Here is a 23,164-nt window from a genome sequence, read left to right on the forward strand (position 1 = left end):
CCGCGCCGAGGCCCGTGGAGCAGGCCCCCGCGCCCCGGGGCAGCCGGGCCCGGCTGATGGGCCGCGCCCCGCAGGACACCCCGGCGGGCCTCGGGACGTACCTGCTGCTGGCCGTGACGATCCTGTTCTCGGTCTTCCCGCTGTACTGGATGTTCGTCATCGCCACCAGCGACGACGAGGCCCTCGCGAAGATCCCCCCGGCGGTCGTGCCCGGCAACCAGTTCCTGGTCAACCTGGACGAGGTCTTCTCCCTCCAGGACGTCTTCTTCGCCGCCGGCCTGATCAACAGCTTCATCGTCTCCACCGTGGTCACCGCCTCGGTGCTGTTCTTCTGCTCGCTGGCCGGGTTCGCGTTCGCCAAGCTGCGCTTCAAGGGCAGTGGGTGGCTGATGCTGTTCGTGGTGCTCACCCTCACCGTGCCCAACCAGCTCGGCATCGTGGCGCTCTACATCGTGATGGGCAAGCTCGGCTGGAACGGCACCCTGCTCGCCGTCATCGCGCCCGGCCTGGTCACCGCGTTCGGCGTGTTCTACATGCGGCAGTTCATCGTCAACTCCGTCCCCGACGAGCTGGTCGAGTCGGCCCGGGTGGACGGGGCGACCACCATGCGGATCTACTGGAGCATGGTGCTGCCGGCGATCCGGCCCGCGCTCGCGGTGCTCGGCCTGCTCACGTTCGTGGCCACCTGGAACGACTTCCAGTGGCCGCTGATCACGCTCAGCGGCACCGACTTCCCCACCTCGATGGTGGCCATCTCCGACCTGGCCAGCGGCAACTACGTGATCTACCGGCGGGTGCTGGCCGGCGCGTTCGTCGCCACGATCCCCCTGCTGGTCATGCTGTTCGTCGGCGGGCGTCAGATCGTCCGCGGAATCATGGAAGGCGCGGTGAAGTCTTGATCCGGCAATCGTTGCACGAGGGTTGGCTGCTGCGGGCCGTCGCCGGCGGCCAGGTGCCGCCGCAGGTGGCCGGCCGGTCGGTCCCGGCGACCGTGCCCGGCTGCGTGCACACCGACCTGCTCGCCGCCGGGCTGATCCCCGACCCGTACCTCGACGACAACGAGACGGCGCTGGCGTGGATCGGGCGCACCGACTGGGTCTACGAGACCACGTTCGACGCGCCGACCGGCGACGCCGACCGGGTCGACCTGGTCTGCGCCGGCCTCGACACGGTCGCCACGCTCGCCGTCAACGGCGTCGAGGTCGGCCGCGCCGAGAACATGCACCGGGGCTACCGGTTCGCCGTGGCGGACGCGCTGCGGCCGGGGGCCAACACGCTGACCGTCCGGTTCGACTCGCCGTACCGCTACGCCGAGGCGCACCGGGACCGGCTCGGCGACCGGCCCAACGCGTACCCCGAGCCCTTCAACTTCATCCGCAAGACGGCCTGCAACTTCGGCTGGGACTGGGGGCCGACGGTCGTCACCGCCGGCATCTGGCAGGACATCGGCCTGCACGCCTGGTCCACGGCCCGGCTCGCGACGGTCCGGCCGCTGGTCACCGTCGCCGACGGCGTCGGCCGGGTCGAGGTGGTCGTCGAGGTCGAGCGCGCCGCCGACGAGCCCGTCACCGTCCGCGCGACGGTGGCCGGGTCCGCCGCCGAGACCGTCGTCGCGGCGGGGGAGCGCACGGCCGCGCTGACCGTCGAGGTCCGCGACCCCGCGCTGTGGTGGCCCCGGGGGTACGGGGACCAGCCGCTGCACCCCCTCGACGTGACCCTGCACGCCGCCGACGGCCGGGAGTTGGACGCCTGGTCCCGCCGGATCGGCTTCCGCACCGTGCGCCTGGACACCGCACCCGACGCGCACGGCTCCGCGTTCACCCTGGTCGTCAACGACGTGCCGGTGTTCGCCCGGGGGGTCAACTGGATCCCCGACGACGCGTTCCCGAACCGGGTCACCCGGGCGCGGCTGGCGCACCGCTTCGACCAGGCCGTCGGGGCGAACATCAACCTGCTGCGCGTGTGGGGCGGCGGCCGGTACGAGTCGGAGGACTTCTACGAGCTGGCCGACTCCCTCGGGCTGCTGGTGCAGCAGGACTTCCTGTTCGCCTGCGCGGCGTATCCGGAGGAGGAACCGTTCCGCTCCGAGGTGGAGGCCGAGGCGCGCGAACAGGTCACCCGGCTGGCCGCCCACCCGTCGCTGGTGCTGTGGACCGGCAACAACGAGAACATCTGGGCCTGGCACGACTGGGGCTGGCAGGAGCGCCTCGCCGGCCGCACCTGGGGCCGGGGCTACTACCTGGAGCTGCTGCCCCGCGTCGTCGCCGAGCTGGACCCGACCCGCCCGTACTGGCCGGGCAGCCCCTGGTCGGGCAGCGAAGACGTCCACCCCAACGACCCGGCGCGCGGCAGCATGCACATCTGGGACGTGTGGAACACCGACGACTACACGAAGTACCGCGAGTACCTGCCCCGATTCGTCGCCGAGTTCGGCTACCAGGCGCCCCCGGCGTACGCGACGCTGCGCCGGGCCATCTCCGACGACCCGCTCGCCCCCGACTCGCCCGGGATGGCCCACCACCAGAAGGCCATCGACGGCGACGCGAAGCTCCAGCGGGGCCTGGACGCGCACCTGCCCCCGCCGGCCGACTTCGCCGAGTGGCACTACTTCACGCAGCTCAACCAGGCCCGCGCCATCCAGCTCGGGGTGGAGCACTTCCGCTCGTACCGGCCGGTGTGCATGGGCACCATCGTGTGGCAGCTCAACGACTGCTGGCCCGTCACCTCCTGGGCGGCCGTCGACGGCGACGGCCGGCGCAAACCGCTGTGGTACGCGCTGCGCCGCGCGTACGCCGACCGGCTGCTCACCGTCCAGCCCCGCGACGGCGGGCTGGCGCTGGTGGCCGTCAACGAGACCGGGCAGCCGTGGCGGGCCCCCGCCGCCGTCACCCGGGTCACGGCGGACGGCGAGCCGAGGGCGAAGTCGACGTACGACCTCGACGTGCCCGCGTACGCGACGGTGGAGCTGGCGCTGCCGGCGGACCTGGCCCGGCCGGAGCAGGCCCGGCGGGAGCTGCTGGTCGCCGAGGCCGACGGCGACGCCGGGCGGGCGTTCTGGTTCTTCGCCGAGGACCGCGACGCCGACTGGCCGGCGGCCGAGTACGACGCCACGGTCGAGGAGGTCGACGGCGGGCAGCGGGTACGCGTCACCGCCCGCACGTTCCTGCGCGACCTGACCCTGTTCCCGGACCGGCTCGACCCGGCCGCCGAGGTCGACGAGGCCCTGGTGACGCTGCTGCCGGGGGAGTCGGCGACGTTCACGGTGCGGGCTGCGCGCCCGCTGCCCGCGGCGGCCCTCACCGCGCGCCCGGTCCTGCGCACGGTGAACTGAGGTGCAAGGAGGGGCCCCTGTTGACGCTTCCTGTATAGGAAGGGGCCCCTCCAAACACCCCGGGCGGGGTGCTTGACAACGGGCAGGCGCATGCATGAGAGTCGATGCGTTCCCGAGGTGCGGCGGCGCGCGCCTTCCCCTTTCCCCGAAGGGCCTGCGCGATGCCGCTCTCGTTCGACCGCCGCCACCTGCTGCGCCTCGGCGGCGCCACCCTCCTCGTCGCCGCCCCCGCCACCGGCCTCGGCCTGCCCGCCCTCGCCGCCGCCACGGTCACCGCCGACCTCGTGATCTACGGCGCGACGTCGGCCGGGATCATGGCCGCCGTGCAGATGCGCCGGCTGGGGCGCACCGCGCTGATCGTGGAGCCGGGCGGCCACGTCGGCGGGCTGACCACCGGCGGCCTCGGCTACACCGACAGCGGCACCAGCGCCGCCATCGGCGGCCTCGCCGGGGAGTTCTACCGCCGGGTCCACGCGAAGTACGCCGGCACGGCCGTCACCCCCACCTCCCCGATGCGGCTGGTCTTCGAGCCGCACGTCGCCGCCGCCGTCTTCGCCGACCTGCTCGCCGAGCACGCGATCCCGGTCTACCTCGACGCCCGGCTCACCTCCGTGACCCGCGCCGGCGACCGGCTCACCGGCCTGGCCACCGACAACGGGCAGCTCTTCGCGGGCGGCATGTACGTCGACGCCACCTACGAGGGCGACCTCATGGCGGCGGCCGGGGTGTCGTACACGGTGGGCCGGGAGGCCAACTCGGTGTACGGCGAGACGATCAACGGGGTGCAGCTGCGCGGGGCGCACCAGTTCACCCTGCCCGTCGACCCGTACGTGGTGCCGGGCAACGCGGCGAGCGGCCTGCTCCCCGGCATCTCCGCCGCCCCCGTCGCGCCCAACGGCACCGGCGACGACCGGATCCAGGCGTACAACTTCCGGATGTGCCTCACCCGGGCCGCCGACCGGATCCCGTTCCCGAAGCCGGCCGGCTACGACCCGGCCGACTACGAACTGCTGCTGCGCTACGTGCAGGCCGGCTACACCGGCCCGTTCTTCACCACGCAGAGCGTCGGCGGCGGCAAGACCGACTCGAACAACACCGGGGCGTTCTCCACCGACTTCATCGGGGCCAGCCACGGGTATCCGACGGCCACCTGGGCGCAGCGGGACAGCATGGTGGCCGAGCACCGGGCGTACCAGCAGGGCCTGCTGTGGTTCCTGGCCAACGACCCCCGGCTGCCGGCGTCGGTCCGGGCCGACACCGCCGCCTGGGGCCTGGCCGCCGACGAGTTCACCGCCACCGGCGGCTGGCCACCCCAGTTGTACGTCCGCGAGGCGCGGCGGATGCTCGCCGACTACGTGATGACGGAGCGGGACTGCCGGGGCGCGGTGCGGGTCGCCGACTCGGTCGGCCTGGCCAGCTACACGATGGACTCGCACAACTGCCAGCGCGTGGTGGTGAACGGGGTGGTGAAGAACGAGGGCGACGTGCAGGTGGGGGTGCCGGGGCCGTACCCGGTCAGCTACCGGTCGATCGTGCCCGCGCAGGGGCAGTGCACCAACCTGTTCGTCCCGGTCTGCCTGGCGGCCAGCCACATCGCGTACGGCTCGATCCGGATGGAGCCGGTGTTCATGATCCTCGCCCAGTCCGCCGCGACGGCGGCGAAGCTGGCCCTGGACGCGGGCGTGCCGGCGCAGCGGGTCGACGTCGGCGCACTCCAGGCCCGGCTGCGCGCCGACGGGCAGATCCTCACCTGGCCGCCCGTCACCGAGGGCGAGATCGTGGTCGACAACCGTTCGGCCGGGGTGACCCGGGGCGGCGCCTGGGTGGGCAGCACCGCCGTCGGCGGCTACTACGGCACCGACTACGAGCACGACGGCAACACCGGCAAGGGCGTCAACCGGCTGCGGTTCACCCCGGCGCTGCCGGCGGCCGGCACGTGGACGGTCCACCTGCGCTGGACGGCCGACGCGAACCGGGCGAGCAACGTCCCGGTGGACGTGGCGCACGCCGGGGGCGTGACCACCCGCACGGTGGACCAGCGCGGCTCGGGCGGCCAGTGGGTGTCGCTCGGGGCGTACGAGTTCGCGGCGGGCTCGGCGGGCAGCGTGCTGATCCGCACGGAGGCCACCGACGGGTACGTGGTGGCCGACGCGGTCCGGTTCGTCCCGGCGGCCTGACCGGGGCGCGGGGTGCCCCGGCTCGCGACTTGAAGACTTCTGCAAGTGGTAAAGTCTTCACGTATGGGTCGTCGAGCCGGGGGTCCCCAGGTGTCCGTGCCGCTGTACCAGGCCAAGGCCGAGCTGTTCCGCACCCTCGGGCACCCCGTCCGCATCCGCGTGCTCGAACTGCTCCAGGACGGGCCGAAGCCCGTCCGCGACCTGCTCGCCGCCATCGACGTCGAGGCGTCCAACCTCTCCCAGCAGCTCGCCGTGCTGCGCCGCGCCGGCATGGTCGCCTCCCACCGCGACGGCCCCCTGGTCATGTACTCCCTCAGCACCCCCGACGTGGCCGACCTGCTGGCCGCCGGGCGGCGCATCCTCGGCGCGGTCCTCACCGACCGCGACGCCCTCCTCGACGAGCTGCGCGCCGACGCCGTGCCGGCTGCCGGCTCGGCTCCGGCCGCCAGCGGGGAGACCGGCTCGCGGCCCGGTGCGGCCCGGTGAGCGCCGCCACAGCCGCCACCTCCGCGGCAGTCGCCGTCCGCGAGCGCGTCCTCGGCCTGCTGCCCGGCCGCGCCGACTGGCACGCCGTACGCCGCTCGCCCCGCCGCGACCTGCTCGCCGGCCTCACCGTGGCGATCGTCGCCCTGCCGCTGGCCCTCGCCTTCGGCGTCACCTCCGGGCTCGGCGCACAGGCGGGGCTGGTCACCGCCGTCGTCGCCGGTGCCGTGGCCGCCGTCTTCGGCGGCTCCAACCTCCAGGTCTCCGGCCCCACCGGCGCGATGACCGTGGTGCTGGTGCCCGTGGTGCAGCAGTTCGGCCCGACCGGGGTGCTGATGGTCGGCGCGCTGGCCGGCCTCGTCCTGATCGCCCTCGCGTTGGCCCGCCTCGGCCGGTACGTCCGCTACCTGCCCACCCCCGTCATCGAGGGCTTCACCGCCGGCATCGCCGTGGTCATCGCCCTGCAACAGGTGCCCGCCGCGCTCGGCGTGACCGACGCGCACGGCGACCGGGTGTGGGCGGTGGCCGCCGACGCGGTCGCCCGGTTCGTCGTACACCCCCGGCCGGCGGCCCTCGCGGTGGCCCTCGGCGTCGCGGCGCTGATGCTGCTCGGCGGCCGCTGGCGGCCCGGCGTGCCGTTCTCCCTGCTCGGGGTCGCCGCCGCGACGATCCTCGCGGAGACCGCGCCGGTCGACCTGGTCCGCATCGGCGCACTGCCGCAGGGGCTGCCCGCGCCGTCGCTGGGCTTCCTCGACCTCGGCGCGGTGGGCGTACTGCTGCCCTCCGCGCTCGCCGTCGCCGCCCTCGCCGCCCTGGAGAGCCTGCTGTCGGCCACTGTCGCCGACGGCATGACCGTCGGCGAACGGCACGACCCCGACAAGGAGCTGTTCGGGCAGGGGCTGGCCAACCTCGCCTCCCCGCTGTTCGGCGGCATCCCGGCCACCGCCGCCATCGCCCGCACCGCCGTGAACGTGCGCGCCGGGGCGTCGTCGAAGCTGGCCGCGCTGACCCACGCCGTCGCACTCGCCGCGATCGTGCTCGCCGCCGCGCCGCTCGTCGGCCGCATCCCCCTCGCGGCGCTCGCCGGGGTGCTGCTCGCCACCACCGTACGGATGGTCGAGGCCGCCTCGCTCCTGGCGCTGGCGCGCGCCACCCGGGGCGACGCGCTGGTGCTCGTGCTCACCTTCGCCGTCACCGTGATCTGGGACCTGGTGACCGCCGTGGCCGTCGGCATCGCCGTCGCGATCGTCATCGCGCTGCGCGCGGTGGCCCGCAGCGCCAGACTGGAGCAGGTGCCCCTCGACCGGGGCGAGCACAGCGCCGAGGAGCACGCGCTGCTGGCCGAGCACATCGTGGCGTACCGGCTGGACGGGCCGCTCTTCTTCGCCGCCGCGCACACCTTCCTGCTCCAGCTCTCCGACGTCGCCGACGTGCGGGTGGTCATCCTGCGGATGTCCCGGGTGTCCGCGCTGGACGCCACCGGGGCACACGTGCTGGGCGACGCCATCCGGCGGCTGCGCGGCCGGGGGATCACCGTGCTGCTCTCCGGCATCACCCCCGGCCACGACCAGGTGCTCGCCACGCTGGGGGTGGCCGACGAGCTGCGCCGCGACGGGCTGGTCTTCCCGGACACCCCGGCGGCCATCGCGTACGCCCGCGGCCTGCTGCACGGCGCGGCCACCGCCTGACGGCCGCCGGCCGCCGCGTCGCTCAGCGACGCGTCATGTCGGGGAGGTGGGGGTATCCCGCGCCCGGGACACCCCCACCTCCCCGACATGAAGTCGATCAACCCGGCGGCCGGTCGAGTCGAGCGCGAGCGTCTGTGGCTACAGTCGGCATGACTGCAGGCCCGGCCCGACGGCGCTGTCCGTGGTCGGACGACGGAAAGGGCCAAGGTGCGCTCCTACTACGTGTATGTCGGCAGGCAGCACAAGGGGAATCTCGGAATCGGAATCGAGCGGTCCGTCTGGGGCTGGCGCTCGTCCGCGCTGGACCTTCGCGACGGTGATGCCCGCAGAGTGGCGCGTTCGATGCGGGCCGGGGACCACCTGGTCCTCGGCTGGTGGGGTCCGAGCCCAAGGGAACGAGGAACCTACCTCGCCGGGAAGATGCGCCGGCTGGTGATCACCCGGATCGTGAAGACGCTCTACGAGGATCAGGAGCGGATCTGGCCGGACGACGTCTTTCCCGAACGTGTCGGGCTGTGCGTTCTGGACGTCATCGACAACGTGCCGGGCCATCTGGTGGGCGAACCGGGGATGATGGCTCTGAACTATTCCGCCAACACGAAGGGCGTCCCAGTCGCCGGCTCCCCTGTTCCGGTCGCGGCGCTCACCCACGGCGGCGGAGATGCCGCGACGCCCGCCGCAGACGAAAAGACCGCCGACCTCGACGAAGAGTCCGACGAGGGGCTCGACGCGTACGCCTTGGTGGCGCGACGGAAGGAACAGCGGCGACTGCGCCGGCTGAAGCTCGGCGAACGGGAGGTCGTTCGCTGCCAGTTGTGCGGCCGGGACATGCCCCGGCATCTGGTCGTCCTGGCGCACATCAAGCGGCGGGCGGATTCGAGTTACCGGGAAAGGCTGGACCTTTCCAACGTCATGGCCGCCTGTGTGCTCGGATGTGATGCGCTCTTCGAGCACGGGCACGTGCACGTCGATGCCGATGGCCTGATCCGTCCGGGGCGGGCGGCCGGCCCGGACGTCGCCGATCTGATCAAGGAACTGGGCGGCAGGAAGTGTCCAGCGTTCGACTCGGCATCGGCACCGTACTTCGCGGCGCACGCCGCGCGGAGTTTGCTTGCCCCGGCCCGTGATTCTGGCTTCGGTTTGGATGTCGACTACCGCCACGGGGCTCAGGACAGGCAGGTGTCCGTGCAGCCGGGGCAGCACAGCGAACGGGTATAGACGCCATGAACGGCAACGACAAGAGCGGCCCAGCCGCCGTCGCGGAACTCGCCGAGCAGCTCCGGCGGTTCGCCGACGAGCGGGACTGGCAGCAGTTCCATACGCCGAAGAACCTAGCGATGGCGCTGGCGGGCGAGGTCGGCGAACTGCTGGCCGAGCTGCAGTGGCTGACGCCCGACGAGTCGGTGCGCCTGATGGCCGACGCGGAGCTGGGTGGCCGCGTCCGGGCAGAGATCGGTGACGTCATGATCTACCTGACCCGGCTGGCCGATGTGCTGGGGATCGATCTGCTCTCGGCGGCGGGCGACAAGCTGGCGGAGGCGGCCCGGCGGTACCCGACGGACGCGGTGCGGGGGTCGGCCGCCAAGGCGCCGCGCGCGTAGCCCGGATTCGATCCGTCTGGGTAGGGTTCCGGGACCGGTCAGGGGCGGGTCGACGGTGGCACCGCCCAGCCGCAACGGACTGTCGGATTTCCGACCGAGGGCTCGCGCTGATGTCGTGAGAGAGCCGAATTCGCAGGTGAGACAGCGAATCGGCCCGGTCAATGTCACTTCCCGTCATCCGGTTCACTTGTCCTGACCTCCGGCCTATGGGCAGCAATGGCAGGGGAAGGTACCGTCCACCGGACTGCAGGACGGTCGGGTATCGGGAGTGGCATTGATGATCGCGCGGGGGCGCAGGGCACGGCATGCGTGAAGACTCACCGCGTTGGGAGCAGATCAATCCGAGCGCCTACCAGCACGAGCAGGAGGGCCTGCGCGAGCTGGCGTCGTACCTGCCGGACGCCGAGCCTTACCACGTGTGGGCCAACGTGGAGTTCGTCGGCACCGACGGCTCGATCAACGAGGTCGACGCGCTGGTGCTCACCCGCAGCGGCCTCTACGTGCTGGAGCTCAAGCACTGGCGGGGCCGGGTCTCCGGCGATGGCCAGCAGTGGCGGCGGCACAAGCCCAACGGCCGCACCCAGGTGCTCGACAGCCCGCTGATCCTGGCCAACCGCAAGGCGAAGCGGCTGCGCAGCGTCATCCAGCAGTACGCTCCGCCCGGCGCGCGCGTGCCGTACGTGCAGGCGGCGGTCTTCCTGCACGCCCGCGACTCGCGCTCCGAGCTGGACGAGATCGGCCGCCAGCACGTCTACGGCCTGGACGGTCACGCCGCCGGGAAGCTGCCCAGCCTCAAGGAGATGCTGCTCGCCCAGCCGCTGGACGCCCGGCACCACGTCGACGCGGTCCGGGGCCGGCAGATCGTCGAGCTGGTGAAGGGCGCGCGGATCCGCCCCTCGGTGGCCGACCGCCGGGTCAACCAGCTCGTGCTGCACCAGCGGCCGTTCGCCGAGGGCATCGGCTGGCAGGACTTCCTCGCCGACCACACAGCCGGCGTCGAGCTGCTGCGCCGGGTCCGGTTCTATCTGACCAGCCGGGCCGCCGAGGAGGACGTACCGAAGATCAAGCTCGCGGCGGAGCGGGAGTTCCGGCTGCTGCAGGGCATCCACCACCCCGGGATCGCCCGCGCACTCGACCTGGTCGAGCACCCCTGGGGGCCGGCGGTCGTCTTCGACCACCGGCCCGAGTGGGTACGCCTCGACCAGTGGCTCGCCGAGCGCGACGGCCGGCTCCAGTTGGCGCAGCGCCTCCAGCTCGTGCAGGATCTCGCCGAGATCGTCGACCACGCGCATTCCCGGCGGCTGTCGCACCGCTCGCTGAACCCCCGCGCCGTCTTCGTCTGCGACCCGGACAGCGCCCGCCCGACCCTGGTGGTGACCGACTGGCAGACGGGCGGCCGGCTGCCCGGCACCCGGGTCACCACGCTCGGCTCCCCGACCGACCCGGCCAGCCTGGAGCTGTTCTTCGACGACGCGGTCCGCCGCTACCAGGCGCCCGAGGCGGCCACCCTGGACGAGCTGCCGGGCCACCAGCTCGACATCTTCTCCCTCGGCGCGCTCGCGTACCGGATCTTCGCCGGGGTCGAGCCGGCGACCTCCGCCGAGGAGCTGCGTTCGGCGGTCGCCGACGGCGGACTGCACCTCGACGCGGTCGCCGACGGCATGCCGTACGCGCTGGTCTCGGCCGTCTACGACGCGACCCGGGGCGACCCGGCGCAGCGGATGAAGGGGGTCGGCGAGTTCCTCACCTGGCTCGACCTGGTCTGGGAGGAGCTGACCGCCCCGGAGCCCGAGCCGGTGGTCGACCCGCTGCAGGCCCACCGGGGCGACGTGCTCGACGGCGGCCTCACCGTGCTGGGCAACCTCGGCAGCGGGGCCACCGCCATCGCCCTCGCCGTCACCCGGGCCGACAACCCCGATGGGCGCGACAAGCTGGTGCTGAAGGTGGCCCGGGACGAGCAGTACGCCGACCGGTTCGCCGCCGAGGCGCAGACCGTCGACAAGCTGCGCGACTCGCGGGTGGCCGCCCTCGTGCAGGGCCCGATCAAGGTCGGCAACCGCACGGCCCTGCTGCTGGAGAACGCCGGCGACCGCACCCTCGCCGAGGACCTGCGCGGTGGCCGGCTGGCGCTGGACCTGCTGGAACGCTACGGCCGTGACCTCCTGGAGATCGTCTCCTTCCTCGACGGTCAGGGGGTGTGGCACCGCGACATCAAGCCCGCCAACCTGGCGTCGCGCCCCCGGCCGAAGGACAAGCAGCCGCACCTGTGCATCTTCGACTTCTCCCTCGCCGGGGTGCCCGCCGACCAGCTCTCCGCCGGCACCACCGCCTACCTCGACCCGTTCCTCGGCACCCCGGGCCGGCCGCGCTTCGACGCCGCCGCCGAGCGGTTCGCCGCCGCCGTCACCCTCTACGAGATGGCCACCGGCACTCTGCCCCGGTGGGGCGACGGGGCGAACCCGGCGACCGTCCCCGACGAGGTCACCCTCGACCCGGCTGCCTTCGACGCCTCGGTCGCCGACCGGCTCGTCAACTTCTTCGCCAAGGCCCTCGCCCGGGACGCCGCCGACCGGTTCGACACCCTCGACGAGATGACCGACGCGTGGCGGGCGGTGTTCCGGGAGATCCCCGAGCCGGCGGCTTCCACCGACGACACGGGGGCGGTCGCCCCGCTGGGCCGGGCCTCGCCCCTGGAGACCACCGAGCTGACCGCGCGGGCCCGTTCCGCGCTGGAACGGCTCGGCATCACCACGGTCGGCGAGCTGCTGGCCGCCGAGCCGTCGGCGCTGACCCGCGCCCGGGGCGTCCCGGACGCCACCCGCAAGGAGATCCTGGCCCGCACCCGCGAGCTGCGGGACCTGCTCGAAACCGGCCCCGCGCCGGCCGCCACCGCCCGCCCGTACGCGCAGGGCGTGGAGGCGCTGTGCGCCACCCTGCTGCCCGACGCCACCGGCCGCACCGCCTGGCACCGCACGGCCGTGCAGGTGCTGCTCGGCCAGGCCGCCGACGCCGACGGCAACCACCTGCGCTGGCCGTCCCAGGCGGACGTGGCCCGGGTGACCGGCAAGCACCAGCCCGACGTGTCCCGCCTGCTCAGACGTGTCGTCACCCGGGACTGGCAGCCCAACCCCGCCCTCGGCCTGGTCGGCGACGAGATCGTGGCGCTGCTCGACGGGCGCGGCGGGGTGGCCTCCGCCGAGGAGATCGCGGAGGCGCTGATCGCCGCCCGTGGCTCCTACACGCCCGAGCCGAAACGCACCGCCCAGGCGATCGGCCTGGTCCGGGCCGCCGTCGAGACCGAGCTGGCCCGGGGCGGCGACGCCCGGCTGGCCATGCACCGGCTGCGCGGCAGCGACACCGTGCTCATCGGCCGGGAGCCCGACGACCCGGGCACCGCGCGCACGGCCGACGACCTGCTCGGGTACGTGACCCGGCTCGGCCGCCGCGCCGTCGCCCTGGCCGGCGCGGACCCGCTGCCCACCCGGGCGCGGGCCGTGGAGGAGCTGCGGGCGCTGGAGCCGCCGCCGGCCGGCATGCCGCCGCTGAGCGACGCCCGGCTGCTGCAGCTTGCCGCCGCCGGCAGCGGCGGCGAGGCCGCCGTCAACGCGCAGGGCCAGCTCTACCCGGCGGGGATGCCCGCCGAGCGCGCGCTGCGCCTCGCCGCGGGCGCGCTCGTCGGCCAGAAACTCGACCCCGAGACGGTACGCGCCAGAGTGCGCGCCCGGTTCCCCCGCGCCGAGAAGCTCCCGCCCCGCCCGCAGCTCGACGCCCTGCTGCGGCAGATCCCGCTCTATTGGGACGGGGTCCGGGAGCGGTACGCCCCGCCGACCCACACCTCCTCGGTCACCGGCACCCGCTCGCTGAGCACCGTCGGCCCGATCGTCGAGCCCGACGCCGCCGCGCGCACCAGCCAACGCCTCATCGACGTCATCGACCGGCGTGGCTTCCTGGTGGCGCTCACCTCGATCCGCCGTCCCGCCCAGGCCCGCCGGGCCCTGCTCACCCGTTACGACCTCGCCGAGGTCGACGTCACCGCGATCATGCTGGAGCGGCTGCGGGCCCTCGGCTTCCCCTGGGAGGCCATCGTCGCCGCCGACACCGGCTCGGCGACCGACCCCGACTTCCGTTCGCTCGTGGAACTGTTCCAGCACGAGGTCATGCCCGCGATCGAGCGGAAGCTCGCCGGGACCGACCGGCCGGTGCTGATCACCGAGGCCGCGCCGCTGGCCCGCTACCAGCAGCTCCGGCTGATCCAGGAACTGGCCGACCCGACCCGGCCCCGACCCGCTGCCCGGCTGCTGCTGGTGCCCGTCCGCCGCACCGAGCCGGTGCTGCTCGACGGCCGGCAACTCCCGCTCACCTCCCCGGCCAGCCAGTCGCTGTGGCTGCCGGAGGAGTGGTGCGCCGCCACCCCCCTCGTCCCGGAGAAGAGGACCACCCCCCGATGATCCCCCTGAAGGCCCTGCAGGCCCAGGTCACCGCCCTCACCGACGACCTGCGCGGGCAGGTCGCCCGGGACTCCGAGCTGGAGTCGTCGCTGCGCAAGGAACACGCCCAGGCGACAGAGGCGCGGCGCACGGCGGGGACGTTCGAGACCTGGCTGGAGGACGTCCTCGACCAGGCGGCCGTCGCGTGGGTGCTGGGCTGCGTGTTCGTGCGCTTCTGCGAGGACAACGCGCTGGTCGACCCGCTCTGGATCGGCGGCCCGGAGCCGGCCGCCCCGGTCGAGCGGGCCATGCAGCACCGCCAGCAGCACATCATCGACAACCCCCGGCACAACGACCGGCACTGGCTGCGCGAGGCGTTCGACTATCTGCGCACGCTCAAGGCCACCGGCAAGATCTTCGACGAGCACAACCCGGTGTGGCGGTTCGACATCTCCGGCGAGGCGGCTGAGAAGCTGTCGGAGTTCTTCCGGCGCGGTGCGGGGCTGGCGTCGCTGCGGGTCGAGAACCTTGACACCCGCTTCCTCGGCGACCTCTACCAGGACCTGTCGACCCACGCGAAGAAGACGTACGCGCTGCTGCAGACGCCGGACTTCGTGGAGGAGTTCATCCTCGACCGCACGTTCGAGCCGGCGGTGAAGGAGTTCGGCCTGCCGCAGACGTCGGTCATCGACCCGACGTGCGGCTCGGGCCACTTCCTGCTCGGCGCGTTCGGCCGGCTGGTGCGCAAGTGGCGGGACCGGGAGCCGGCGACGGACGTGCGGGTGCTGGTCGAGCGGGCGCTCGGGCAGGTGACCGGGGTGGACATCAACCCGTTCGCGGTGGCGATCGCCCGGTTCCGGCTGCTGGTCGCGGCGATGAACGAGTGCGGACTCACGTCGCTGGAGCGGATTCCCGCCTGGACTGTCAGGGTGGCGACGGGCGACTCGCTGCTGCACTGGGGGCGTTCGTCCCGGGCACAGGGCGATCTACTGGCTGTACTTGAGGGCCGGAATGCCTTCGCCTACGTCAGTGAGGACGCTGACCTGCTCGCCGACTATCTGAGGGAGGGGCAGTACACGGCGGTGGTGGGCAATCCGCCCTACATCACCGTTGCCGACCCGGCCCGCAACAGGCTCTACCGCGACATCTACCCCGACGTCTGTCACCGGCAGTATGCCCTCACCGTGCCGTTCGCCAGGCGCTTCTTCGACCTGGCCAGGCGCTCCGACGAGCACGGAGAGGGCGCGGGTCACGTCGGCCAGATCACCGGCAACGCCTTTATGAAGCGCGAGTTCGGCAAGAGACTAATCGAGGAATACTTCGCCTCCAAAGTCGAGCTGACCGAGGTCATCGATACCTCAGGGGCTTACATCCCTGGTCACGGCACCCCGACCGTCATCTTGATCGGCCGCCCCCGGGACCGTCAGCTTTCTTCGACCATCCTTACCGTTCTGGGCGTTCGAGGGGAGCCAGCCCAGCCGGAAGTCCCCGCTGCGGGATTGGTGTGGTCTGCCATCAGAGCAGGCGTAGAGGATCCTGCCAGCCGCTCCGAGTGGGTAACGGTCACCGACCTGCCGCGTGCCAGGTTTGCTTTTCATCCGTGGAGTCTCAGTGGGGGCGGGGCGGGCGACCTGGTTGCCGACATCGAGTCGGGGTCGGTCAAGATGTCGAACCTCATCGACCTGCCGGTAGGGCGCGCCATCAGAGCCGGGTCGGACGAAGCTTTCATGAGACCGTTCGGTCGCACTCTTCGAACCTCGGCCAATCCTGATGCCCTGCGTCCGCTGCTGATCGGCGAGGTTGTTCGGGACTGGCGCTCGTCTCCCGAGGACACGATTTGGTACCCCTACGACGCGTCTCTTGATGAGGCGGGACTTTCGGTCGAGCTTTGGCCCTGGCGTTCGCTGCTCGCGGCGAGGCGGACCTTCCAGGGCAGCATGGCTGATGCTGGCCTTCGTTGGTGGGAATATCACCAACACACCGCTTCCGCGTACCGAACGGATCTATCCGTTGTCTTTGCGTTCGTGGCAACGCATAACCACTTCGTGCTGGATCGGGGTGGGAAGGTTTTCAACAGGTCGGCACCGGCCATCAAGTTGCCGGAGGGGGCGACGGAGGACGAGCACCTGCGGCTGCTCGGGGTGCTGAATAGTTCGACTGCCTGCTTCTGGCTCAAGCAGGTCAGCCAGAAGAAGGGTGGGGCGAATAATTCGGGTGGCGGTCAGGCAAACCAGCCGTGGTCTTGGAGCTACGAGTTCACCGGGACGAAGCTGCAGGAGTTTCCGCTGCCGGAGGCGTACCCGTTGGGGCGGGCGCGGGTGCTCGACTCGCTGGCACAGCGGCTCGCCAGCCTGACCCCGGCGGCGGTCGCGGAGTCCGAGGTGCCAACCCGGGAGCGGCTGCGCGCGGCGCACCGCGACTACGACCTGACCCGTGCGCAGATGATCGCGGCGCAGGAGGAGTTGGACTGGGAGGTCTACCGGCTCTACGGGCTGCTCAGGGACGACCTGGCCTGCCCGGAGCCGCCGGAGATCAAGCTGGGGGAGCGGGCGTTCGAGATCGTGCTGGCGCGGAAGATGGCGGCCGGTGAGGTGGAGACGCAGTGGTTCGCGCGGCACGGGTCGACGCCGGTTTCCGAGCTGCCGGCGCACTGGTCGGATGGGTACCGGGCGCTGGTGCAGCGGCGGATCGCGGTCATCGAGTCGGATCGCAACATCGCGTTGATCGAGCGGCCGGAGTGCAAGCGGCGGTGGGCCACCGACGGCTGGGACGCCATGCAGGCCAAGGCGCTGCGGGACTGGCTGCTCGACCGGCTGGAGGCTCCCGAGCTGTGGGGTGACCGGCCGACGCCGCAGTCGGTCGCGCAGCTCGCCGACAAGGTGCGCCACGACGACGACTTCCGGTCGGTGCTGGAGCTGTGGGCCGGGCGCGACGACTACGACCTGGCGAAGACCCTCGCCAAGCTGGTCGCCGACGAGCACGTGCCCTATCTCCCCACCTACCGCTACAAGCCGTCCGGGCTGCGGAAGCGGGCGCAGTGGGAGCGCACCTGGGCGCAGCAGCGGCTGGAGGACGCGGGCGAGAGCGTGCAGATCGCGGTGCCGCCGAAGTACACGTCGGCCGACTTCGCCAAGCCGTCGTACTGGCGGGCCCGGGGCAAGCTCGACGTGCCGAAGGAGCGGTTCATCTCGTACCCGAAGGCGGGCCGCGATGGCGACGGCACGGAGCTGCTCGGCTGGGCCGGGTGGGACCACCTCGCGCAGGCCCAGGCCCTGGCGACCGTCTACCTGGACCGCAAGCTCCAGGCGGCCTGGCCGGCGGAGCGGCTGCTGCCGCTGCTGGCCGGCATCGCGGAGCTGGAGCCGTGGCTGCACCAGTGGTACGCCGACGAGCGCCCCGACTTCCCCGGCTCGCCCGCACAGTTCTTCACCGACCTCGTCGACGCTGAGCTGTCGCAGCTCGGCGCGGACCGCCCGACGCTGGTCGCACTGCGGGGCCTGAGCGACCCGACGAGCGGCCGTGAGTAGGAAGGACGACGACGTGTCGAGCCCCAAGGACCTGGGTGGCCTCTTCGACGGCTTCGAGGGTTACCGCAACGTGGAGCGCGCCGACCTGGACCGGGTGCTGCGGTCGGGCATCGTCGCGCTGGACACCAACCTGCTCCTGGATCTCTACCGCTATTCGAAGAGCGCCAGGGAACAGGTCTTCACGGCGTTGGAAGCGGTGCCGGCCGCCCTGTTCATGCCCGCGCAGGTGCAGAAGGAGTTCTGGCGCAACCGGGATCAGGTCATCCGTGAGGTGATCGCCACCAACTCGGTCAGCGGCCTACGGGAGGCCAGGAAGAAGGCTTCCGGCGAGCTGTCCTCCTGGGGGACCCGGACCATGTCCGAGAGCGAGGCCAAGGAACTCCACGACCTGTTGGACGCCGCCTTCAAACAGGTGATCGCCCGCGTCGAGCAGGGCGGGAGCGGGCTCAACCTTCGGGCAGCGCTCAGAGACGTCAGCGACGATCCGGTGCTCGGCAGGCTCGCCGCGCTGTTCGCGGGCCGGGTCGGGCGACCCTTCACTGCCGAGCGACTGACGGAGCTGGTGGCCGCCGGGCGGCAGCGCTTCGCCCGCAGGATCCCCCCGGGCTACATGGACGCGGACAAGCCGGGGCAGCAGGAGGAGGGCACCGGCGACTACCTGGTGTGGGAGCAACTGATCCAGCGCGCGTCGGCCGAGGGCAAGGATCTCCTCTTCGTCACGCGCGACCGCAAGGAGGACTGGTGGCGACTCGACGCTGCGCGGGAGCCGATCGGCCCCCGCGTCGAGCTGGTCAACGAGATGGCCGACCGGGCGGGCGTCGGCTTCTACCTGGCCGTGCCGGGGGACTTCCTGGAGGCGGCCTCCGAGGCGTTCCACGTGGAGGTCAGCGAGAGCACGCTGGACACCACGGAGCGGTTGGCCGAGGATCCTGAGCCCGAAGGGCCGCTGCCCTGGTCCCGAGAGCTGTTCGACACGCTGCTGTCCCGGCTCGAAGAGTCCGGCTATCCGCTGCGGGTCAAGGTGCTGCGCGAGGCCGCGCGGGATCCGAAGGGCTTCGTGCCGAGGCAGCGCGTCTACGAACTCGGTGACTATCCCGAGGGGCGCCTCCTGGTCGGGTTCACCCGCCCGGTCATCGGGGCCATGCGTGACCTCGTCACGACAGGCAGCCTTCCCGAAGGACTGGAGCCGGCCCTGCGCGCCCACTACCTGAAGCCAGGCAAGGCTGAGGGCTTCGTGGTGCCTCGCTCCGTGGTGGAAAGCGTGGGTCGGGAGGCATGACGTTGCACGGTCGGAACGGTCATCAGGCGTTCGTGCAGAGGGGCGAACAGCTGCCCCAGTTGGTCCTGCAACTGCGGGGCGGGCCGAGCATGAGAGGACCGCAGCACTACGCGCACTCGGTCGAGCAGGGCATCCGGCTGGCCGATATCGCTGTGGAACTCGGCGCAGACCTGGCGGTGCTGCGTCAGCTCTACCCGGGCGGCGTCGCCCGATTCTGGGGCTCGACGCCGACCAACCAGGTCAACAACTACAAGGCACGTGCGCTGCGCGACCGGCAGGTCGGCGACGACGTCCTCTTCTACGCGGACACGGTGTTCTATGCGCGGGCCCGGATCCTGCACCTGCTGCACAACCCGGCTGCGGCCAAGCGGATCTGGGGTGCCGACGACGACGGGCGGACCTGGGAACACATGATGGCGCTCGGCGACGTCGAGCGCCTGGAACGGCCCGTCCTGGCCGAGCCGATCCTGCGACGGCTCGGGCTGAGCGTGCCGCTGCGGAGCCTCACCCTGGTCGACGCCGATGGGTACGCCACGATCCTGCCGCTGCTGGCTGCGGCAGGCGTCACCCCCCGCACGACCGTCGGCGGCGCTCGGCGCAAGATGACCCGGAAGCGGCTGGTCAAGGCGTTGAAGCGACTCGCCGATGCCTGCGGCGAACACAGTGCGGACCAAGCGGCCCGGGTCCTGTCGGTAAGTGTGCTCTGGAGCATCGGCCAGATCGCCTCCGCTGAGAGTCATCCTGGGGAACCGCAGGACCCAGGTTCCGGCCTCGAGTCGATCCTTGCTCGGTACGGCGCGACGGGCGCAAGCCAGCCAGGGGCTGTCGAACAGGTTCGGAACCTGCAGCACAGCAAGCTGTGGGGCATCGTCCGCAGCGAGGCACTCTGGGAAGCCGATTCCTCCGCCTTCCACGCGGGACGTGGACTCAGCGCAGGCGCGGTCTCCCCCGTCCGGTTCACCCCGGCGGTGACGGGTCTGCTTGGTGAGCCCGAGAACCGGGGCAGCGCGGTCGGGTTGCTTCTCGACGCGCTGCCAGCCGACATCGACCGGGCAGCACTCCTCGCCGACATAGGGCTGGCCGGTTACGACTCGGCCTCGGGAGTGCTGGACGGGGAGGCGGCCGGATCAGACGCGGGGCATCCAGGGCCAGCGAGGCGGAGGACGGTACGCACCGATCGCATCATCCGCAGCTCGGTCTACGCCGAGACGGTCAAGCGGCTCCATGGGCACCATTGTCAGGTTTGTGCGACCCGACTGGCGACGCGGTACGGCTTCTACAGCGAGGCCGCCCACATCAAGGGGCTGGGCAGACCCCACGAGGGCCCGGACCTGCTTGAGAACCTCCTCTGCCTGTGCCCCAACCACCACGTCCAGTTCGACAAGTTCGCCATCTACGTCGATAGCGAGTTTGTCGTCCGGTGGACCGTTGACGGCGAGAAGATCGGCAAGCTACGTCTGCACCCGGGGCATCGGATCGGACCGGATTTCCTTCAACACCACCGTCGGTTCTGCGGAAGGGCGGACTAGCGTCCCAGGCGTGCGCTTACTCCAGCGAGCGAGGAATCTGTTGGCGGATATCCGACAGGGGTGGCGTTTCGGCTCGGCGGTCATTGCTGCACTCAAATGCAGGCCGGAGCCCTTGCGTTGCCTTAAGGTCTGACGATCAGGTCGTCGGATTGGTTTTTCCTTGAACTAAGCAGTCGTGCGGGTCGGGCCAGCCGGACGACCATTCCTTCGGATCGACTGTGGCATCTTGAGAGGCGCTTCGCTCCGTGCGCGGTTGCTGCGCGAATCAAGACCCGGGAGACACCACTCGATGACCACCCCCTATGACCCTGCCCAGAACCAGCCGCACGCGGGCCAGCCGCCGGTGCCGCCGAACGCGCAGTTCTCGCAGGTGCCCGCCGGGCAGTTCCCGCCGCCACCCGCAGGCCAGTTCCCCCCGCCGATGCCCGGCCCGCCATTTACGCCGCCAACTCCGAAGAAGCGGGCCTCCTGGCTGCTGCCCACCCTCATCGGTGTCGGGGCGGTCGTGCTGCTGTGCTGTGGCGGCTCGATGGTGATCGGTCTGGCCAGCGAGGACAAGAAGACCGAGGCCACCTCCGTCAGCAGCGGCGTTCCCTCTGCCAGGAGCAGCACCGCCGCGAGCGCGGCGGCACCCGCGCCGGCCAAGACGACTGCCGCTCCCACGCCCACGAAGCCGAAGACCTCCGGCATCGGCGACAAGGTGCGCGGAGGTGACTTCGAGTTCACCGTGAAGGGCGTGAAGTGTGGCATCTCCCAGGTCGGCAGTGACTTTCTCAACACCAAGGCCCAGGGCGCCTTCTGCCGGGTCAGCGTGACGGTCAAGAACGTCACCAAGCGGGCGCACACCTTCCACGCCGACGGCAGCCTCACCGCCAAGGACGCCAGTGGCCGGGAGTACGAGGCCGACGGAGAGGCCGGGATCTACGGCAACAGCGACGGGCAGGGTTTCCTCGACGAGATCAACCCTGGCAACTCGGTGACCGCGAACGTCTACTTCGACGTGCCGAAGGGCACCAAGCTCAAGACGATCACGCTCGACGCTGGCCTGTTCACCCTCGCTGAGGACGCCGTCATCACCCTGTGACCGATCGTTGATTTCAGGAGTTCGTCATGCGCCAGAGAACAATTCGCCTCGGCGCGGTCGCGCTGATCGCCGTCTTGTCGGCTGCTGGCTGTGGCGGCGACGACCGGCCGACTCTTGCCGCCGCCAGTTCAGCCGTTCCGCTCCCGACCACGGCCAGCCCGAGCCCGACCGTCACGTCAAGCCCGACCGCCAGCCCGAGCCCCACTGTCGATCCGTACGCTCCCCTTGCGATGCGCAGAGCCTTCACCACTTCGGACGGCATCGGCAGCGCCACCGTCTATGGCTACCGTCACAACGTCGCTCGGACGGCTCCCAGGCCCGAAGAGCAGCCCGGCTATGTGTGGGCTGCGATCGACGTCAAGGTGTGCGCTCTCAGGTCTGATGCGGCACCGGATGGCATCTCGGTGTCCGATGGGCCGTGGACGTTGGTGTATGACGATGACAGCCAGATCGAGGCGTCCTCCGTCGGCTACAGCCAGTTTCCGGAGCCTGGGTACCCGTTTGGAGATAAGCGGCTTGCCCCTGGTCGGTGTGTGCGTGGCTGGATCACCTACGGGGTGCCTGGTAAGCAGCGACCGGTTGCGGTCGAGTACGCCCCCGAGGGGGAACCGGTCGCACCCCGGTGGACTGTCAAATAGCAACAGCCGACGAGGGGGGAGTCGAGGCCGAGGTCTCGGGGCGGGTCGAACGGCCTTGGCAGCGCAACGAAACGTGACCCCGGCGGAGTCGCCGGGGGCGCAGTGTCGATTCGCTGACGCTCGTCAGCGCGTCGTCTTGGTGGCCTGGATGAACGCGGACCAAGCGGCGGGGGCGAAGGCGAGCGTGGGGCCGGTCTGGTCCTTGCTGTCCCGGACGGCGACGACGCCGGCCAGGTTGTCCGCGACCTCGACGCACTCGCCGCCGTTGCCCGCACTGCGGGTGCTCTTGCGCCAGCGTGCGCCGGTCAAGTCAGCCATGGTGAACCTCCCGGGCGATCTTGTCGATCAACTGCATTGATTGTCCCTCATCGAGGGCAAGCCCGAGCAGGCTCGCCCAGATGTTGTCGTAGGTCGCGAACTCGGCGGGCCGGTCGAGGTAGAGGGCGCCGGTCACCGACTCGCTGTAGACCACCGACGGCTCCGGCGTGTTGCGGTTGCCGGGCGGGAAGTTGAGCAGCACGAATTCACCCGCTGCAGTGCCGTGGTGGGGGCCGGCGGCCAGGGGAAGCACCCGGATCGAGACGTTCGGCAACTGGGAAACCCGCTCAAGGCTTCGGAGTTGCTCGGCCGTGGTGGCAGCGTCGCCGACCGGGCGCAGCAGCACCGACTCGCAGAGCACCACCTGGAGTCGAGGTGCCTGCGGCATCCGCCGGGTCAGCAGGGACTGGCGTTGCAATCGCAGCTCGACCGCACGCTCCCGGTCCTCCTCGCTCAAGGCCGGCTGGTCGATGCGGTAGATGCCGAGCGCATAGTCCCGGCACTGGAGGATGCCCGGCACCAATGTGTTCTTGAAGAAGCGGAGGTGGGAGGCGGCGGATTCGAGGCCGACGTACAGCTCGAACCACTCGGGGATGGCGTCGCCGTAGGCGTGCCACCAGCCCTTGGCCCTGGTCTCGCTGGCCAGGCCGGTGAGGGCGGTGGTCAGCTCGGCGGTGGCGTCGTACAGCTCGCACATGGCGCGGACGTCGACGCCGCGCACCGCGCCGAGGCCGGACTCGATGCGCCAGACCTTCTGTCGGCTGCACTCCAGGGCGTCGGCGGCGGCGTCGAGGGTGACGCCGGCCTCGGTGCGCAACTGCCGCAGGGCGCGGCCGAGCTGCCGTCGGGGCACCGTGGAGCCCATGTCGTCGGCCATCGGGAAGCCCTCCTTCCTGTCGAATTCTGCAACATCTCAACGGCCGTGGTGCAACATGGAATGCGTTGCGGGCCAACGGTTTGAAAGTGGGCGGTGGCAATCATCGCCATAATGCAGAACCCTATAAGAGGGCACCGACAAAGGCGAATACCGTGGAATTTCCACGGGAGTGTTGTTGTGTCGAAAGCGACCTGGGGCGGCCGGT

15 protein-coding genes are annotated in these 23,164 nt (G+C 71.4%); 12 read left to right on the forward strand and 3 right to left on the reverse strand.

Annotation, left to right across the window (positions count from 1 at the left end; genetic code table 11):
• Window positions 1-56: 56 nt before the first annotated feature.
• From LPU61_RS02630 to LPU61_RS02685, 12 genes are all read left to right on the forward strand, one after another.
• The gene (locus tag LPU61_RS02630) at window positions 57-899 is read left to right on the forward strand and encodes a carbohydrate ABC transporter permease (protein WP_229404550.1); all 843 of its coding nucleotides are present in this window, start codon (window positions 57-59) and stop codon (window positions 897-899) included.
• On the forward strand, window positions 896-3,331 hold the full coding sequence (locus LPU61_RS02635) for a glycoside hydrolase family 2 protein (protein ID WP_229403964.1): 2,436 nt from the start codon (window positions 896-898) through the stop codon (window positions 3,329-3,331). Before LPU61_RS02630 ends, LPU61_RS02635 begins: the two co-directional genes overlap by 4 nt.
• A gap of 161 nt (window positions 3,332-3,492) precedes the next feature.
• The gene (locus LPU61_RS02640; protein ID WP_229403965.1) at window positions 3,493-5,508 is read left to right on the forward strand and encodes an FAD-dependent oxidoreductase; all 2,016 of its coding nucleotides are present in this window, start codon (window positions 3,493-3,495) and stop codon (window positions 5,506-5,508) included.
• 90 nt (window positions 5,509-5,598) lie between these two features.
• The gene (locus LPU61_RS02645) at window positions 5,599-5,994 is read left to right on the forward strand and encodes a helix-turn-helix transcriptional regulator (RefSeq protein WP_229403966.1); all 396 of its coding nucleotides are present in this window, start codon (window positions 5,599-5,601) and stop codon (window positions 5,992-5,994) included.
• Window positions 5,991-7,679, forward strand: a complete 1,689-nt coding sequence (locus LPU61_RS02650; protein WP_229403968.1) for a SulP family inorganic anion transporter — start codon at window positions 5,991-5,993, stop codon at window positions 7,677-7,679. Before LPU61_RS02645 ends, LPU61_RS02650 begins: the two co-directional genes overlap by 4 nt.
• Before the next feature lie 207 nt (window positions 7,680-7,886).
• Window positions 7,887-8,897 carry a hypothetical protein gene (locus tag LPU61_RS02655; protein WP_229403969.1) on the forward strand — a complete coding sequence of 337 codons (1,011 nt, stop codon included), beginning with the start codon at window positions 7,887-7,889 and terminating at the stop codon, window positions 8,895-8,897.
• Between the two features lie 5 nt (window positions 8,898-8,902).
• Entirely contained in the window at window positions 8,903-9,280 is a 378-nt protein-coding gene (locus LPU61_RS02660; RefSeq protein ID WP_229403971.1) for a nucleotide pyrophosphohydrolase, read from the forward strand.
• Between the two features lie 305 nt (window positions 9,281-9,585).
• A complete protein-coding gene (gene pglW, locus LPU61_RS02665; RefSeq protein ID WP_229403973.1) occupies window positions 9,586-13,728 on the forward strand; it encodes a BREX system serine/threonine kinase PglW in 4,143 nt (1,380 codons plus the stop codon).
• Window positions 13,725-17,234 (forward strand): BREX-2 system adenine-specific DNA-methyltransferase PglX, encoded by a 3,510-nt coding sequence (gene pglX, locus LPU61_RS02670; RefSeq protein WP_229403975.1) that lies wholly within the window; start codon window positions 13,725-13,727, stop codon window positions 17,232-17,234. The genes pglW and pglX overlap by 4 nt, the downstream gene beginning before the upstream one ends.
• Window positions 17,227-18,513, forward strand: coding sequence for a PIN-like domain-containing protein (locus tag LPU61_RS02675; protein WP_229403977.1), 1,287 nt, complete (start codon window positions 17,227-17,229; stop codon window positions 18,511-18,513). The genes pglX and LPU61_RS02675 overlap by 8 nt, the downstream gene beginning before the upstream one ends.
• Window positions 18,510-20,042, forward strand: a complete 1,533-nt coding sequence (locus tag LPU61_RS02680) for an HNH endonuclease (RefSeq protein WP_229403978.1) — start codon at window positions 18,510-18,512, stop codon at window positions 20,040-20,042. Before LPU61_RS02675 ends, LPU61_RS02680 begins: the two co-directional genes overlap by 4 nt.
• A 289-nt stretch (window positions 20,043-20,331) precedes the next feature.
• Window positions 20,332-21,126, forward strand: a complete 795-nt coding sequence (locus tag LPU61_RS02685) for a DUF4352 domain-containing protein (protein WP_229403980.1) — start codon at window positions 20,332-20,334, stop codon at window positions 21,124-21,126.
• A 13-nt stretch (window positions 21,127-21,139) separates the two neighbouring features.
• Here the strand turns inward: LPU61_RS02685 and LPU61_RS02690 are convergent, their stop codons facing one another.
• The 3 genes from LPU61_RS02690 to LPU61_RS02700 all read right to left on the reverse strand — a co-directional run bounded on the left by LPU61_RS02690 (window position 21,140) and on the right by LPU61_RS02700 (window position 22,959).
• Window positions 21,140-21,400, reverse strand: a complete 261-nt coding sequence (locus LPU61_RS02690; RefSeq protein ID WP_229403981.1) for a hypothetical protein — start codon at window positions 21,398-21,400, stop codon at window positions 21,140-21,142.
• 487 nt (window positions 21,401-21,887) lie between these two features.
• The gene (locus LPU61_RS02695; RefSeq protein WP_229403983.1) at window positions 21,888-22,082 is read right to left on the reverse strand and encodes a DUF397 domain-containing protein; all 195 of its coding nucleotides are present in this window, start codon (window positions 22,080-22,082) and stop codon (window positions 21,888-21,890) included.
• Window positions 22,075-22,959, reverse strand: a complete 885-nt coding sequence (locus tag LPU61_RS02700; RefSeq protein WP_229403984.1) for a helix-turn-helix transcriptional regulator — start codon at window positions 22,957-22,959, stop codon at window positions 22,075-22,077. Before LPU61_RS02700 ends, LPU61_RS02695 begins: the two co-directional genes overlap by 8 nt.
• Window positions 22,960-23,164: the final 205 nt, after the last annotated feature.

It is taken from the genome of Micromonospora sp. NBRC 110038, from assembly GCF_020884815.1.
GTDB lineage: Bacteria > Actinomycetota > Actinomycetes > Mycobacteriales > Micromonosporaceae > Micromonospora > Micromonospora haikouensis.